Origin of the sequence: Amycolatopsis minnesotensis (genome assembly GCF_039529815.1) — a bacterium.
GTDB lineage: Bacteria > Actinomycetota > Actinomycetes > Mycobacteriales > Pseudonocardiaceae > Amycolatopsis > Amycolatopsis minnesotensis.
On record NZ_BAAANN010000007.1, the window covers coordinates 185,079 to 200,103 of the forward strand.

12 protein-coding genes are annotated in these 15,025 nt (G+C 70.3%); 6 read left to right on the forward strand and 6 right to left on the reverse strand.

Annotated elements, in window-relative coordinates; translation table 11 throughout:
* Positions 1–89: 89 nt before the first annotated feature.
* Together dprE1 and dprE2 are read left to right on the forward strand one after the other, a co-directional pair.
* Entirely contained in the window at positions 90–1,448 is a 1,359-nt protein-coding gene (gene dprE1, locus ABD256_RS11205) for a decaprenylphosphoryl-beta-D-ribose oxidase (protein ID WP_344416659.1), read from the forward strand.
* Positions 1,445–2,200, forward strand: a complete 756-nt coding sequence (gene dprE2, locus ABD256_RS11210; protein ID WP_344416460.1) for a decaprenylphospho-beta-D-erythro-pentofuranosid-2-ulose 2-reductase — start codon at positions 1,445–1,447, stop codon at positions 2,198–2,200. Before dprE1 ends, dprE2 begins: the two co-directional genes overlap by 4 nt.
* 165 nt (positions 2,201–2,365) lie before the next feature.
* Here dprE2 and ABD256_RS11215 read toward each other — a convergent pair whose 3' ends face one another.
* Positions 2,366–3,229: a hypothetical protein gene (locus ABD256_RS11215; RefSeq protein WP_344416462.1), complete on the reverse strand. Its 864-nt coding sequence runs from the start codon at positions 3,227–3,229 to the stop codon at positions 2,366–2,368.
* 158 nt (positions 3,230–3,387) lie between these two features.
* Between ABD256_RS11215 and ABD256_RS11220 the strand changes: the two genes are divergently transcribed.
* The gene (locus ABD256_RS11220; RefSeq protein ID WP_344416464.1) at positions 3,388–4,047 is read left to right on the forward strand and encodes a VC0807 family protein; all 660 of its coding nucleotides are present in this window, start codon (positions 3,388–3,390) and stop codon (positions 4,045–4,047) included.
* Between the two features lie 87 nt (positions 4,048–4,134).
* Positions 4,135–4,644: a YceI family protein gene (locus ABD256_RS11225; RefSeq protein WP_344416466.1), complete on the forward strand. Its 510-nt coding sequence runs from the start codon at positions 4,135–4,137 to the stop codon at positions 4,642–4,644.
* Between the two features lie 251 nt (positions 4,645–4,895).
* Here the strand turns inward: ABD256_RS11225 and ABD256_RS11230 are convergent, their stop codons facing one another.
* Positions 4,896–5,798: a hypothetical protein gene (locus tag ABD256_RS11230; protein ID WP_344416468.1), complete on the reverse strand. Its 903-nt coding sequence runs from the start codon at positions 5,796–5,798 to the stop codon at positions 4,896–4,898.
* Between the two features lie 263 nt (positions 5,799–6,061).
* On the opposite strand from ABD256_RS11230, the gene ABD256_RS11235 reads away from it, so the two are divergent.
* A complete protein-coding gene (locus ABD256_RS11235; protein WP_344416470.1) occupies positions 6,062–9,037 on the forward strand; it encodes an arabinosyltransferase domain-containing protein in 2,976 nt (991 codons plus the stop codon).
* Positions 9,038–9,130: 93 nt separating this feature from the next.
* On the opposite strand, the gene ABD256_RS11240 is transcribed toward ABD256_RS11235, so the two are convergent.
* Genes ABD256_RS11240 through glf form a run of 3 tightly spaced genes read right to left on the reverse strand, consistent with a single transcriptional unit; the run spans position 9,131 to position 12,001 of the window.
* Positions 9,131–10,219, reverse strand: a complete 1,089-nt coding sequence (locus tag ABD256_RS11240) for a decaprenyl-phosphate phosphoribosyltransferase (RefSeq protein WP_344416472.1) — start codon at positions 10,217–10,219, stop codon at positions 9,131–9,133.
* Positions 10,219–10,785 (reverse strand): phosphatase PAP2 family protein, encoded by a 567-nt coding sequence (locus ABD256_RS11245; RefSeq protein ID WP_425546434.1) that lies wholly within the window; start codon positions 10,783–10,785, stop codon positions 10,219–10,221. The genes ABD256_RS11240 and ABD256_RS11245 overlap by 1 nt, the downstream gene beginning before the upstream one ends.
* Positions 10,778–12,001 carry a UDP-galactopyranose mutase gene (gene glf / locus ABD256_RS11250; RefSeq protein WP_344416474.1) on the reverse strand — a complete coding sequence of 408 codons (1,224 nt, stop codon included), beginning with the start codon at positions 11,999–12,001 and terminating at the stop codon, positions 10,778–10,780. Before glf ends, ABD256_RS11245 begins: the two co-directional genes overlap by 8 nt.
* A 79-nt stretch (positions 12,002–12,080) precedes the next feature.
* Between glf and ABD256_RS11255 the strand changes: the two genes are divergently transcribed.
* A complete protein-coding gene (locus ABD256_RS11255; RefSeq protein WP_344416476.1) occupies positions 12,081–14,057 on the forward strand; it encodes a DUF6541 family protein in 1,977 nt (658 codons plus the stop codon).
* 50 nt (positions 14,058–14,107) lie between these two features.
* Here the strand turns inward: ABD256_RS11255 and ABD256_RS11260 are convergent, their stop codons facing one another.
* Positions 14,108–14,995 (reverse strand): LLM class flavin-dependent oxidoreductase, encoded by an 888-nt coding sequence (locus ABD256_RS11260; protein WP_344416478.1) that lies wholly within the window; start codon positions 14,993–14,995, stop codon positions 14,108–14,110.
* Between the last annotated feature and the right edge of the window lie 30 nt (positions 14,996–15,025).

A 15,025-nucleotide genomic window follows, 5' to 3' on the forward strand; every position in this document is an offset into this window, starting at 1 on the left:
AAGAACTGGCGCGGACAGTGTAGGCGGGCCCGGCGGACACCGCTGCGGGCGGGACGGCACAGGTGGCTACCCTGGATCGGGTGAGCGAAATCCACACCGAGCGCCGTGCGCTGACCGGCTGGGCGCGGACCGCCCCCACCATCGCCGACGTACTGACCACCACGGACGTCGAGGTCATCGCGCGGGCGGTGGCGAGCGCGGGCGAGCGCGGCGTGATCGCCCGCGGGCTCGGCCGCTCCTACGGCGACCCCGCGCAGAACGCGGGCGGCCTCGTCGTCGACATGACCGCGCTGAACCGCGTCCACTCGATCGACACCGGCACCGCGCAGGTCGTCGTGGACGCGGGCGTCAGCCTCGACCAGCTGATGCGCGAGGCACTGCCGCACGGCCTGTGGGTCCCGGTCCTGCCCGGCACCAGGCAGGTGACCGTCGGCGGCGCGATCGCGAACGACATCCACGGCAAGAACCACCACTCCGCGGGCAGCTTCGGCAACCACGTGGTCTCGCTGGACCTGATCACCGCGGACGGGCGGATCCGCACGCTGACCCCGGACGGCCCCGACTCGGAGCTGTTCTGGGCGACCGTCGGCGGCATCGGGCTCACCGGCATCATCGTGCGCGCCACGATCGCGATGACCAGGACCGAGACCGCCTACTTCATCGTCGACAACGACCGCACCGACGATCTCGACGGCACGCTGGAACTGATCAGCGACGGCTCCGACGACGACTACACCTACTCGTCGGTGTGGTTCGACACGATTTCGAAGGGCGCCAAGCTCGGCCGCGGCGCGTTCGCCCGCGGTTCGCTGGCGAAACTCGACGAGCTGCCGCCGAAACTGCGCGCCGAACCGCTGAAGTTCTCCGCGCCGCAGCTCCTGACCGTGCCGGACATCCTGCCGAACGGCCTGATGAACAAGCTGTCGCTGAGCGCGATCGGCGAGTTCTACTACCGGTCGACGCCGAAGCGCGGGCGCGGCGCGATCCAGAACATCACGGCCTTCTACCACATGCTCGACCTGGTCGGGGAGTGGAACCGCGGCTACGGCACCAAGGGTTTCCTGCAGTACCAGTTCAGCACGCCGCTCGGCGCGAACGAGGGGCTGCGGCGGATCGTGGAGAAGGTCGCCCACTCCGGGCACTACTCCGCGCTCAACGTGTTCAAGCAGATGGGCGAGGGCAACCGCGCGCCGCTGTCGTTCCCGCACCCCGGCTGGATGGTGTGCCTCGACTTCCCGATCAAGCCCGGCCTCGGCAGGCTGTGCCAGGAACTCGACGAAGAGGTCCTCGCGATCGGCGGGCGGCTCTACACCGCGAAGGACTCGCGGACCTCGCCGGAAACGTTCGCGCGCATGTACCCGAGGCTCGAAGAATGGCGCAAGGTCCGCGCCGCCGTTGACCCCGAAGGCGTTTTCGCCTCTGACATGAGCCGGAGGCTCGAACTGTGATCGACGCTGTTGGCAACCCCCAGACCCTGCTGCTGCTCGGCGGCACCTCCGACATCGGGCTCGCGATCGCCGAGAAGTACCTCGCCGAGCACCCGCTGCGCGTCGTGCTCGCGGCGCGCCAGACGCCCCGGCTCCAGGCCGCGGTGCAGCGCCTGAAGGACAAGGGCGCCGAAGTGTCCACTGTGGAGTTCGACGCCAAGGACACCGGGTCGCACCCCGGCGTGCTGGACAGGGCCTTCGCCGACGGCGACATCGACGTCACCGTCGTCGCGTTCGGCCTGCTCGGCGACGCCGAAGAGGTCTGGCAGGACCACGCCAAGGCCGTCGAACTGGCCACCGTGAACTACACCGCCGCCGTCTCCGCCGGCGTCGCGCTCTCGGAGAAGCTGAAGAAGCAGGGCCACGGCCAGATCATCGCGCTGTCCTCGGTGGCGGGCGAGCGCGTGCGGCGGTCCAACTTCCTGTACGGCTCCACCAAGGCCGGTTTCGACGGCTTCTACCTCGGCCTCGGCGAGGCACTCGCCCCGTTCGGCGGCCAGGTCACCGTCGTCCGGTCCGGCCAGGTCAAGACGAAGATGACCGAGGGCATGAAGGACGCGCCGCTCACCAGCACCGCGGAGCAGGTCGCCGAGATCTCCGTCGACGCGGCGCGCAAGGGCAAGGAACTCGTGTGGTCGCCGCCGCCGTTCCGGCTCGTCATGTCCGTGCTGCGCCACGTGCCCCGCAAGATCTTCAGGAAACTGCCTCTCTAATATCGGTCGCCGGAATTCGCGCTGCCGGGGCACGCTCCCTGGAAACCACGCTTTCGCCGCTGATCTCCCCGGAACCACCGCGATCCGCGCATCGGCACGGTGACCTTCGGGGAATCTGGCGCCGCATTCTCCGATCTCGCCCGGTTCGGCGGCCGCGGCGGGGTGTCAGCGGGCCAGGTTCAGGAATTCCCGTTGTTCGCGGTCGTAGCGGGTGGTCAGGCCGTGGCCGTAGCGGTCCCACCAGTTCTGGGTGTGCCCCGCCTGGTGCGTCGTGGTGCCGCCGTAGATCTGCCGGTCGTACTCGATGCGCGCGTCGTGGAAGCGCTGCTGGAAGTCCTCGGGGGTCATTCCCCGCAGCGCGCCGATGGTGTCCTGGGAGAGGGTGCCGCTGCGGGTGATGCCGTCGCCTGCCATGTGGTTCAGGATCGCCTGCACGCCACCGGCACCGCGCAGGTGCGCGCCCGACATGACCGCGGCCTGCGCGCCGGGGTCGGAGAAGTTCAACGCGCCGGCCTGCCTCGCGCGCTCGGTCATCAGCTCGGCGACTACGGCGTGCTCCTGCGCGCTCCCCACGCCGTACTGCCGCCGCGCGGCCATGATCTGGTCGTAGCCGTTGTGCATGTTCTCGCGGAAGCCGTACGCCTCGCGGACCCCGCCCTGCTCGCCGCCGGTCCCTTCCGATGCCATGATCGAGTCGACCACACGGGAGTCCAAAGTGGCCGGTCGGCCGCCGCCGTATCCCTGTGCCGTCGCGGTGTCGGCGGTTTCGTAGCCGTTCGCCGCGGCGTCCACATGGGAGCTGATGTCCTCGATCAGCGACACGAACTTCCCCAGCCCGCCGACGAGCTGCTGCCGCAGCGACGCGTTCGCGCCCGCGACACCGCCGCCGATCCCGGCGAACGCGAGCGCGTCGATCACCAGCGACTCCAGGTCGTTCGTCACGGACGAGGCCGCGGAGTTCAGGTCCTTCACCGTGTTCGAAACGGAACGGACGACGTCGGGCTCGACGCGGTAGCTTCCGGTGGGCACGGCACGCTCCTCTCAACCGGGGAGTTTCGAGGATTCCCCACCGGGCGCGCCCGCGCGGACGGCCGAAATACCCACTTGCCGCCATCAACCGATCGGCCGATGCCGGTCCACCGGCGCGTGGATGTGCCGCACCGCGCCACCGGGGCACGCTCGTGACCGTGACCGCACCAGGGGAAACCAGGCAGACGATCGTGGCCGTGCTGGTGGACGTGGTGCTGCCGCTCGCCTGCTACTACGCGTTGCGCGCGTTCGACGTCAGCGAGACGACGGCGCTCGTGGTGAGCGGCTTGCCGCCCGCGCTGCGCGTCGCCGCGACCTTCGCGCGGACCAGGCGGCTCGACGCCATGGGCCTGTTCGTGGTGCTCCTGGTGCTGCTCAACCTCGGCACCGCGGCGATCACCGGTGACGCCAGGCTGCTCCTGGTCCGCGGCGGCTGGCTGAGCCTGCTGGTGGCGGGCTGGCTGCTCGGCAGCCTGGTCCTCGGCGGCCGCCCGGTCACCTACCTCGCCTGCCGCTCGCTGCTGCCGGGCAAGGCGGGCCACCTCGACCACCTGTGGGAGACCCGCGCGTCGTTCCGGCGGATCTGGCGCCTGCTGACCGTGCTCTGGGGCGGCGCCACCCTGCTCGGCTGCGCCCTGAACATCGTCGCCGCCTATACGCTGCCCGTGGACGTCGTGCCCGCGCTCGACACCGGCTGGCACATCGGTTCCTTCGTCGTGCTGCAGATCGTCACCCAGATCCTGCTCCGCGGCGAAGGCACCCTTGGCGAACTCTGGCACTCACCCAAACCCAGCCACCCGACCGACCAGCCCACTTGACCGGCCTCGCCCACCTACCGTCCGCGCCGAAGGCCCGCGCCATGGCAGTGCGGGTTCTGACGACCGATGAACAACACAGGAGTTCACGTGAGCATCACCATTCCCCCGGCCGGTGAGTACACGATCGACCCCGGCCGGTCCGCCGTCACCTTCGCGACGCGGCACTTCTTCGGCCTCGGCGGTGTCCGCGGCAGCTTCGGGCTCGCCAGCGGGCGGCTCACCGTGGCGGAACCCGTCGAGGAGAGCACCGTCGCGGCCGCGATCGACGCCGGCAGCTTCAAGACCGGCAGCGGCGCGCGTGACCGGGTGGTCAAGTCCAAGCAGTACCTGGAATCCGAGCGGTTCCCGGAGATCCGGTTCGCCTCGGCCGGTGTCCGCGAGCAGGACGGCGAATGGGTGCTCGACGGCACGCTCACCGTCAAGGACTCGACGCAGCCGGTGCGCCTCACCGTGGACGAGGTCGCGGCCGAAGCCGGGACCATCACCGCCCACGCGCACGTCCGCATCGACCGCTACGCGTTCGGGGTCACCGCGCAGAAGGGGATGACCGGCCGTCACCTCGACCTGGCACTGGACATCACCGCGGTGCCCGCCTGACCCACGCCGCTTGCTCATCGGCACCCGCGGCTCCAGGTACCGGCCGGGCCGGATCCGCGGTCGATTCGGCGACGCCGATTCCGCCGGAAGTCAGCAGCAGTGCGCGTTGCGCTCGCACATAAGGCATCGGGACCACACCAGCGGGCAACTTTTCCCTCGCGCCGCGGCAAAGTGACCGTGCTGCCCAGCGTCCGCCGTTCGTCGCGGAGGTAGTTCCCCGCTTTACCTTCCCCGTGCTTCAGGTACCGGGGTCAGCCGAGGGAACGCGACCATTCGTCGAAGAGCAGGTCGACGTGGTGCTCGTGGTACCTGGCGATGTCGAAGACGTGCACGGACTTGGTCCAGGCCCCGTCGGAATCCGGTTCGAACTCGTCCTCGGCCGCCTTGGCCTCCTTGGCGAGGTGCTCCAGCACGACCGCGCCGTCCGCCGCGATCGACCGCACCTGGCAGGGCCGTCCCCGGTACTCGGCGCGCGTGGTCACCTCGGCCAGCCTCGTGCAATCGGCCACCGGCACCCTGGCCGACCACCGCTCGCGGGCACTGTCCCATGTGAACCGTTCCGGGTCCGGATTTCGCTTACCCGCAACGGAAAGCCCGATGTAGCCCTCGTGCGGGTACGCGTCCGCCTGGTACTCCACTTCGGACAGTGTGGCGAGCAGGCCGGTGCGCGGGCGCTCCTGCACCGCGACCGGCCGCGGCCTGCGCTGCCCGGTGCCGGCGAAGGTCTCGTCGCGCCACCGGGTGAAGAGCAGGTCGCCCTGCTTCTCGTAGTAGTCGCGCAGTTCGGTCACCGCGACGTTCTTGTAGTACTCGTACTTGTTCTCCTGGATGAACCCGTTGCCGGTGGCCCAGAGCCCGTCCCACTCCGCGTACATGATGTGCGCCGACCCGGCGTCGTTGATCGTGCCGACCAGCACGCTGTGCCCGCGGTAGCTCGCGTACACGTCCACGGAGAAGACCCGCGAACACCGGTCCGCGGGCACCGTCCCGAGCCACTGCGCCTCGGCGTCGTCCCAGTCGTAGAGCGCCGGATCGGGATTGCCGGCCTGGCGCGAGTTCAGCCGCACCAGATCGGCACCGGGGCCGTAGGACGCTTCGTGCAGAACACCGTCGACGAGCGCGAAAGTGCCACGACGGTACGCGGGATAGCTCATGGCTTCCTTACTTCCCGGCCGCTTTCCCCGACGGAACAAAAACACCACACCCGGGACTCACTTGAGCGACAAGATAGTACAGACGACGCCCTGTGGCAGTCTCGCGCCCGCGAACGAATGCTCACCGTGCGTCACCACGAGCGGTATCCCAGAACCGCGGATCGGGCGAAAAGATCGAACCGTGGCGCTTTTGCGTGGAGTTTTACCAGGTAGATCGGCGCCCGTAACACCATTTGCGAGCGGGCTTCCCTAACATTGGGTCAGTGGCCACCAAAGATCAGTCTCCCGCGCGCAGATGGGGCGTGGCCGCACTCGGCCTGATCTCCGCACTCGCGTCCGTCCTGTTCGTGCTGGTTCCGGTGGACCAGAACGTCACCACCTACGAATGGCCGTCGCAACCCGGTGCCCAGGGCACCGCACTGCCGATGTACCCGTACCAGCCGGAGCGCTTCGACGCCCGGTTCGACTGCGCGCAGCCCGCCGACGCGCTGGTGCTCTCGACCGTGCCGCCCGGCCCCGGCACTGGCGAAGCGGGATCCCCGCCCGGACTCGTCGTGCGCACCGCGAACGGCACGGTCACCGTCAGCCTCGACGGCACGCCGCTGGCGAGCAGGCCGCTCGCGCCGTCCTGCCAGTGGACGGTCCACGCCGACGAAACCGGCACCACGGTCGCGGTGGACGGCACCCCGATCGGGCACAGCGGGAAACGGCCGGACGTCAACAGCCTCTTCACCGGTTCGCCGAGCGCGGCCACCCACGTCACCGTCGTCGGCGACACCCGGTTCGACACCGGCGCCACCGGGTTCAAGATCGCGCTCGGCGCGCTCGCCGCGGTGTGCCTGCTCGCCGCGCTCGCGCTTACCCGGCACTGGGACACCCGGTTCGCCCGCCGCGCGCGCCTCCTGCCGCGCCGCTGGTGGCGGCCGCGCGCGGCCGATCTCGTGGTCACCGCGGTGCTCGCGGTGTGGGCGGTGATCGGCTCGCTCACCGTCGACGACGGCTACATCAGCACCATGCTGAAGGCCCGCCCCGACAGCGGGTTCACCGGCAACTACTTCCGCTGGTTCAACGCGCCGGAGGCGCCGTTCGGCTGGTTCTACGAGGTGTACCACTGGCTGACGCTGATCAGCCCCGCGCAGCTCTTCCTGCGGCTGCCGTCGGTGCTGCTCGGGCTGCTCGCCTGGGGCATGCTCGACCGGCTTCTGCTCCCCCGGTTCCTGAGCGCGTCCCGCGGTTCCCGCCGGTGGGCGCGCTGGGCGTGCGTCGCGCTGTTCCTCGTCTGGTACCTGCCCTACGACGTCGGGCTCCGGCCGGAGCCGTTCATCGTGGTCGGCTCGCTGGCCGTGTTCGCACTCGTCGAGCGGGCGCTCGCGACCAGCGCGGTCGCTCCGCTCGCCACCGGCATCGTCGTCGCGGGCGCCACGGTCGCGGTGACGCCGACCGGGATCGCCGCGTTCCTGCCGTTCGTCGCCGGGATCGGCGGGATCATCCGGCTGCTGCGCCGCCGCCGCGACCAGTCGTGGCTCGGGCTCCTCGCCCTGCTGCTGGCCACCGGCGCGAGCGCGCTGCTGCTGATGTGCTACGACCAGACGCTCGCGACCGTGCTCGACGCCACGCGGGTCCGCACCGCGATCGGGCCGGACTTCGACTGGCAGCGCGAAATCGGCCGGTACGCCACCCTGCTCGATCCGAGCGTGGTGGAGGGCGCGCTGAACCGGCGCGTGCCGATGCTGCTGATGCTGTTCAGCATGGCCGTGCTCGGCGCGCTGCTGATCAACCACCGGGTACCGGGGCTCGTCGAGTCGGCGACGCGGCGGCTCGTCGTCTCCAGCGGCCTCTACCTCGTCGCGCTGATGTTCACCCCGACGAAGTGGACGCACCACTTCGGCGCGCTCGCCGGGTTCGGCGCCCTGCTCACCGCGCTGCTCGTGCACACCGTCGCCAAGGGCGCGCTGCGCTCGGTGTGGGCGCGCTCGGTCAGCCTCGCGCTGCTCGCCGGGGTGGTGGCGCTGGCCGTCTCCGCGCCGAACCGCTGGTGGTACGTCTCCGCGCTCAACGTCCGCTGGGTCGACGAGGCGCCGACCGCGCGCGGCTACCTGGTCGGCAACCTGGTGCTGGTCGCCGGGCTCGCGATCGCCGCGGCAGGCGGGGTGATCGGCACCTGGCGCACCTCCGGCGGCAGGCCGGCGGACCAGCGGGCGCTGCGGTGGCTGCCTTCGTCGGGCTGGCTCATCGTCGCGGTGGCGATCGTGGTCGTGGTGGCCGAGGTCGGCACGATGGCGCAGGCCGTGACCGTGCGCTGGCACTCCTACAGCATCGGGCGGGCGAACCTCGCGTCGCTGACCGGCACCGGCTCGTGCGGGATCGAGGACTGGCTCGAGGTCGAACCCGACGTCGGCGCGAGCGTGCTCCACCCGGTCGCGGGCTCCCCGCCCGCGGCACTGGGCGGGCTGCTGGCCAACGCGGGCTTCCCCGCTTCCGCCGCGCCGCAAGCGCCGTACGGCACCGACGCCGAGCATCCCGTCTGGGGCAGCTACCGGGCCCCGAAGACGACCGGCACGGCCAGTTCGGCGTGGTACGCGCTCCCGTCGGCGCTGAACGACCCCGCCAGGCCGCCGCTCGTCGTGACGAGGGCGGGCACGGGCAGGGTGACCGTCCTGCTGGAATTCGCCCGCGCCGACGGCTCGCCGGTGTCCACCGTCGACATCGGCGGCCGGACGGGCGGCGCGTGGAAGGACGCGCGCGTCGACACCGCGGAGCAGGCGGCGGGCGCCGACCGCGTCCGCGTCGTCGTCAAGGACGACGACCCCGGCGACGGCTGGCTCGCCTCGACCGCGCCCCGGTTCCCGGAGGTCGTGCCGTCCACGGCCCTCGTGCCCACCGGTGAACCGGTCGTGCTGGACTGGGTCAACGGGTTCGTGCTGCCCTGCCGGAAACCGGTTTCGCTCGGCGGCGGGATGATCCTCCCGGCGCGGTACCGGTTCTCACCGGGACCGGACAGCGCCAGCCTCGCCGGGGTGTCCTACGCGACCGGTGCCGGCGGGCCGTACGCGCCGCTGCTGCAGCTCGCGCGCGAACGCGTCGTGCCGACGTACCTGCGCGGGGACAAGCTCCGCGAGCCGGTCACGGTGATCCGGTTCGACTACCTGGCCCCGATGAACGGCGTGCGGGTCACCCACGGCGTCCGCAGCCGAAGCGGCCTGGAACGGGGCCCGGCGCTCATCGACCCGATGCCCTGAAGGCGCCCTTGAGGATCTGACGCCGTGAAGGACGCCTTCGGGGCAGGAAAAAGGGCCCGCTTCGCGAGGAAGCGGGCCCTTTCCGGAAGAAGATCAGCTCACGTAGTAGGAGACCACCAGGGTGCCGATCCAGAGGAGGCCCAGGATCTGCAGGACGCGGTCGCGCAGGACCAGTTCCTCCGGCTCGCCCGCGTTGCCGCCGTCGACGTCCACGGCGTACCGCAGGATCGCGACGACGAACGGGATCATCGAGAGCACCGGCCACACCGAGCCGTCGGCGTGCTCCTTCAGCTCGAACGCCCACAGGCCGTAGGACATGATCACGATCGCGGCCGAGGTGGCCCAGACGAACCGCAGGTAGCTCGCCGAGTACTTCTTCAGCGAAGCGCGGATCTTCGCGCCGGTCCGCTCGAACAGCATGATCTCGGCGTACCGCTTGCCGGCCACCATGAACAGCGAGCCGAACGCGGTCACCAGCAGGAACCACTGCGACAGGCCGATACCCGCCGCCGCGCCGCCCGCGATCGACCGCATCAGGAACCCGGAGCCGACGATCGCGAGGTCCACCACCGGCTGGTGCTTGAGCCCGAAACAGTACCCGAGCTGCACGGCCTCGTACACGCCGAGCACGATCGCCAGTTCCGGCCTTGCCAGGAACGAGATCCCCATCCCGACGCCGAAGAACAGCACCGCCGCGACGTAGGCGAGCGGCACCGGGACGATGCCGGCGGCGATCGGCCGCTTCCGCTTCTTCGGGTGCGCGCGGTCCGCTTCGACGTCGATCGCGTCGTTGATCAGGTACACCGACGAGGCCACCAGCGAGAACGCGATGAAGGCGATCAGCGCGTCGGTCAGCACGTCGACGTTGCTGATCTGCTTCGCGGTGAAGGGCGCCACGAAGACCAGCACGTTCTTGACCCACTGGCGGGGCCGCGCGGTCTTCAGCACGCCCAGTGCGATGCGCACCGGGCCGCGCTTCACCGGCGACGGGTCATCAGCGCCTTCGGCCTCGGTGGCCGCCGCGGCCCCGGTGACCTCACTGGTCTCCGTGGCTTCAGCGGTCTCCGTGACCTCAGCGGTCTCCGTGACCTCAGCGGCCTCCGTGACCTCGGTGGCCTCAGTGGACTTCTCGGGCTCCTTCGCGGCCGCCGAAGTCTCGGTCTTGCTGGTGGACTCGCTCACTACCTGCTCCGCTTGTTGCGTGACATGAACCGGCGAAGGACACCGCCGACAGCCCCGCCGAGTGCGGCCCCCGCGAGCACGTCGGTCGGGTAGTGCACGCCGAGCACGAGCCGGGAAGCCAGCATCGGCGGGACCAGAACGGGCACCAGGTTACGCCCGGTCAGTCCCGAGTAGAGCACCGCCGCCGCTGTCGTGGACGTGGCGTGCGAGGACGGGAAGCTCAGCTTGCTCGGCGTGCCGACGAGGACCTCGACGCTCGGGTCGTCCGGCCGGGGCCTGCGGACCACGCGCTTGACCGCGATCGAGGCCGCGTGCGCGCCGACGACGCCGAAGGACGCGGTGAGCCATTCCTTCCGGCGCGGCTTGTCGAGTGCCGCGCCGACCAGGCCCGCGGCGAACCAGCCGATGCTGTGCTCGCCGAAGTGCGACATCCCGCGTGCCGCCTTCACCGTGCCCGGGCGCTTCAGCACGCCCTGGACCCGGGAAAGGACCTTCACCTCGGCCGCGGCCTCGGCGGCTGTGATGTCCCCGGGGACCTCCCCGGCGTTCTCCGCCGACTCAAGCATCGAGCGACCCGTCGAGCGGGGCGCCGTCGGTCAGGTGCGGGGCGATCTTGTTGTCGAACACCGAAAGCGCCGACCCGATCGCCATGTGCATGTCGAGGTACTTGTAGGTGCCGAGGCGGCCGCCGAAGAGCACGTTGCGCTCCTTGGCCTCGACCTTGGCCAGCTCGCGGTACTGCTCCAGCATCGCCCGGTTGTCCGGGGTGTTGATCGGGTAGTACGGCTCGTCGTTTTCGTCGGCGAACCGGGAGTACTCGCGGACGATGACCGTCTTGTCCTTCGGGTAGTCCCGCTCCGGGTGGAAGTGCCGGAACTCGTGGATCCGGGTGAACGGCACGTCCGCGTCGTTGTAGTTCATCACCGAGGTGCCCTGGTAGTCACCGGTCGGCACGACCTCGCGCTCGAAGTCGAGGGTGCGCCAGCCGAGCCTGCCCGCGGAGTAGCCGAAGTAGCGGTCCAGCGGCCCGGTGTACACGGTCGGCGTGCCTGCCGGGATCGCGTCGCGGACGTCGAAGTAGTCGACGTTCAGCCGGATTTCGATGTTCTCGTGCGCGGCCATCTTCTCCAGCCACGCGGTGTAGCCGTCGACCGGCAGGCCCTCGTAGGTGTCGTTGAAGTACCGGTTGCTGAACGTGTACCGCACCGGCAGCCTGGTGATGATGCTGGCGGCCAGGTTCTTCGGGTCGGTCTGCCACTGCTTGGCGTTGTAGCCCTTGATGAACATCTCGTACAGCCGGCGCCCGATCAGCGAGATCGCCTTTTCTTCGAGGTTCCGCGCGGTGTCGGTGTCGTACTCGCTGGCCTGCTTGGCGATCAGCTCGCGCGCCTCGTCCGGGCTGTGCGACTTGCCGAAGACCTGGTTGATCAGCGCCAGGTTCATCGGGAACGAGTAGACCTGGTCACCCGCCTTGGCGAACACGCGGTGCTGGTAGTCGGTGAAGTCGGTGAACTGGTTGCAGTAGTCCCACACCCGCTTGTTGGAGGTGTGGAACAGGTGCGCGCCGTAGCTGTGCACCTCGATCCCGGTCTCCGGCTCCACCTCGGAGTAGGCGTTACCGCCGATGTGGTGTCGCCGCTCCAGGACGAGGACCTTTTTCCCCAGCTGGGTGGCGGCCCGTTCGGCCACGGTCAGACCGAAGAAACCGGAGCCGACTACGATCAGGTCGTAACCGGCGAAATCGTCTTCAGTAATCTTTGCGGGGTTCGTGTGCGCGCTCACGGGCGCTCAGGGTACCGACGTGCTCCGGGCGCACTGCACCGCCCATGACATTAACCCGCCAACCGACCCGTAGGAAGCCGTGCCAACACCAGATGAGTTCTGGACCTACAGCAGCACGATCGGTGTCTACCTGCTCGTGCTGGTGGTCCCGGGCGGCCTGGTTGGCTTCGCCGCCGGCCTCCGCGGCTGGACGCTCGCCGGCCTCGCCCCGCTGCTGACCTACACCGCCACCGGCCTCGCCGGGCCGTGGCTGTCCTCCGCAGGGCTGCCCTACAACGTCGCCACCGCCGCGGCGTCGACGGTCGTGCTCGCCGGGATCGCCTTCGGCGTGCGCAAGCTCGCCGAAGCGCGCGGCTGGGTGTCGGCCACCGAGGACCGCCCGCCGGTCGAGTGGACCAGGGGCGCGCACCTCGCGGTCGCCGCGTGCGTCGTGGTGGCCACCGCGCTGTCGATCTACGTGGTGCTCTCGGCGACCGGCGGCACGAACGCGGTCTTCCAGCGCTGGGACACGGTGTTCCACGCCAACGGCATCCGCTACATCGCCGACACCGGCGACGGCGGCCTGTTCGGGATGAGCACGGTCAACTACTACGAGCCGGGCGGCGCGCTGTTCTACCCGAACGCCTACCACCTGGTCGCGGCGCTGGTCTACAACCTGTCCGGGGCGAGCATCCCGGTGGTGCTCAACGCGGTGACGGTCCCGGTGGCCGGCATCTTCGCGCTGTCGATGGTGGCGATGGTCCGGCAGTTCGGCGGCCGGGCGATGCTCGCGGGCAGCACCGCGCTGATCGCCGCGACGGCCACCACCGGCGCCTACGAATCGGTGTCGAGCGGGCTGCTGCCGTTCGCGCTCGGCATCGTGCTGACGCCGCTGGCGGCGCTGGTGCTGCAGCGGTTCCTGGAGCGGCCGGGCGTCGACACCGCGAGCGTGCTGGCGATCAGCGCGGCGGGGCTGCTCGCGTCGCATTCGAGCTGCCTGTTCGGCGGCATCCTGTTCGCGCTGCCGGTGCTGATCCAGCGCTGGTGGCGGCGCGAGGGCAAGGCGGGGCGCGACCTGCTGTGGCTGCTGCCGACCGGGCTCGCGGCCGCGGTGCTCGCCGCCCCGATGGTGCTGGGCGCGATCGGGTTCACCTCGGGCGCCTACCCGTACAAGCCGTGGGCGTCGGGGATCCCGGTGCCCTCCGCGCTCGGGCAGCTGCTGACCTTCCGCCAGGTGCTCGACCAGCCGCAGCTGTGGCTCGCCGGGCTGCTGGTCGTCGGCATCGTGCTGATCCCGACGCTGGGCCGGATGCGCTGGATCGGGGTGGCCGCGGTGCTGCTGTCGGGGATCTTCGTGCTGGTGGCGTGCTTCGGCGCGCAGTCGTTCGTCGTCGCGTTCTCGCGGCCGTGGTGGAACGACCGGTTCCGGCTGATGGCGCTCGCCGCGATCCCGCTGATCCTGCTCGCCGGGCACGGGCTCGCGGAGCTGCAGCGGCTGGTGTCGAGGGCCGTCGCGAACCTGTCGTGGGTGAAGCTGCGGCCGCGGCTGCCCGCCACGCTCGGGCTGACCACGGCGGTCGTGATGGTCGCCGGGCTGGCCGTGGTGACGAACGGGTTCTACACCGCGGCGAACGCGACCGCGGTGGCCTACGCCTACCACAACGGGCCCGCCTCCGAGCACCGCGAGCCGCCGGTCACCCGCGACGAGATAAACGCGATGCTGGAGCTCGGGAAGATCGCCAAGCCGGGCGAGATGGTGCTGAACGACCGGCTCGACGGCACCGCGTGGGTGTACGCGATCGCGGGCGTGCGGCCGGTCGCGGGCAACTACGACCCGGGGGTGCCGCCGAAGGACGCGGCGTACCTGACCGACCACTTCCGCGAGTACGCCTCGAACCCCGAGGTGCGGGCCGCGGTGCGGCGCCTGAACGTCGGCTACGTGCTGCTCGGCACCGGCACCATCGAGCGGGAGCCGGTGCGGGTGCGCGGGCTGGGCCTGACCGATCTCGACCACCGCGGCTTCCTGCGGGTCGCCTACCGCAACCCCGGCGCGGTCATCTACGAAATCACCCGCTGACGCTGACGCGAAAAGAGGGCGCCTTCACCGCGAAGGCGCCCTCTTTTCCGTCATTCTCCTTGCAGGCCAGGGAGAATCTCGTCGGCGACGCGTTCGAGCGTCGCCTCACGGCCTTCGTAGTGACCGCTCGACCGCGGCCAGTGCGCCACCACGTCGGTGAAGCCGAGTTCGGCCGCGCGCCCCGTCGCATCCACGAAAGCGTCCACACTGGACAGTGAGAACACCGGCGCCGCGTCGAGGCTGAGGCAGGTGTTGATGGTCGCCTTGTCCCGGCCCGCTTCCGCGAGCTTCTCGTCGAACTTGGCTGCCAGCTCGGCGACGTTCTTCCACCACTGCTCGAGATCGTCGGCCTTGACGCCGGTGGTCACCCAGCCGGTGCCGTGGCGCGCCGCCAGCCGCATCGTGCGGGGCCCGTTCGCGGCCACCATGAACGGGATGCGCGGCCGCTGCACCGGGCCGGGCAGGTTCCGCGCCCCCTTCGCCGCGTAGTACTCGCCGCGGTGGTCGTAGCCGTCCGTGGTGAGCAGCCCGTCGAGGGCGTCCACGAACTCGACGAACCGGTCCGCGCGCTGCTTCGCGCTCAGCTCGGGCCCGCCGAGCACCTGGCCGTCGTAGCGGGCCGAGTCGACGCCCGCGCCGATCCCGAGCAGCAGCCTGCCGTCGGAGATGTCGTCGAGGGTGATCAGCTCGCGCATGAACGACACGGGGTGCCGGAACACCGGCGACGCGACGAACGTGCCGAGCCGGATTCTGCTCGTCACGGTCGCGGCCGCGGTCAGGGTCGGGACCGCGCTGAACCACGGACCGTCGACCAGGTCTCTCCAGCCGAGGTGGTCGTAGGTCCAGGCGTGGTCGAAGCCGTATTCCTCGGCCGCACGCCATTTGGGCTCGGCGGCCCACCAGCGGTCTTCGGGAAGGATCACTATGCCAACGCGCACGGCGCCAAGGTAGTGGTCGTCACCGGCACA